The organism is Helcobacillus sp. ACRRO (assembly GCF_022347125.1).
Classification (GTDB): domain Bacteria; phylum Actinomycetota; class Actinomycetes; order Actinomycetales; family Dermabacteraceae; genus Helcobacillus; species Helcobacillus massiliensis.
The window spans coordinates 1-704 of the sequence record NZ_JAKRNG010000067.1; the positions used below are offsets into that span (position 1 = coordinate 1).

Here is a 704-nt window from a genome sequence, read left to right on the forward strand (position 1 = left end):
GCTCGAAAGATACTCCTTAGAAAGGAGGTGATCCAGCCGCACCTTCCGGTACGGCTACCTTGTTACGACTTAGTCCCAATCACCGATCCCACCTTCGACAGCTCCCTCCCACAAGGGGTAAGGCCACTGGCTTCGGGTGTTACCGACTTTCGTGACTTGACGGGCGGTGTGTACAAGGCCCGGGAACGTATTCACCGCAGCATTGCTGATCTGCGATTACTAGCGACTCCGACTTCATGGGGTCGAGTTGCAGACCCCAATCCGAACTGAGACCGGCTTTTTGGGATTCGCTCCACCTCACAGTATCGCAACCCATTGTACCGACCATTGTAGCACGCGTGAAGCCCAAGACATAAGGGGCATGATGATTTGACGTCATCCCCACCTTCCTCCGAGTTGACCCCGGCAGTCTCCCATGAGTCCCCACCCGAAGTGCTGGCAACATGGAACGAGGGTTGCGCTCGTTGCGGGACTTAACCCAACATCTCACGACACGAGCTGACGACAACCATGCACCACCTGTGCACCAGTCCAAAGAAAACCACATCTCTGCAGCGATCCAGTGCATGTCAAGCCTTGGTAAGGTTCTTCGCGTTGCATCGAATTAATCCGCATGCTCCGCCGCTTGTGCGGGCCCCCGTCAATTCCTTTGAGTTTTAGCCTTGCGGCCGTACTCCCCAGGCGGGGCACTTAATGCGTTAGCT

At 56.0% G+C, this 704-nt stretch carries 1 rRNA gene; it reads right to left on the bottom strand.

Features of this window, described 5'->3' with window-relative positions:
- Positions 1–20: 20 nt before the first annotated feature.
- A 16S ribosomal RNA gene (locus MHY20_RS11515) occupies positions 21–704 on the bottom strand; the annotation flags it as partial.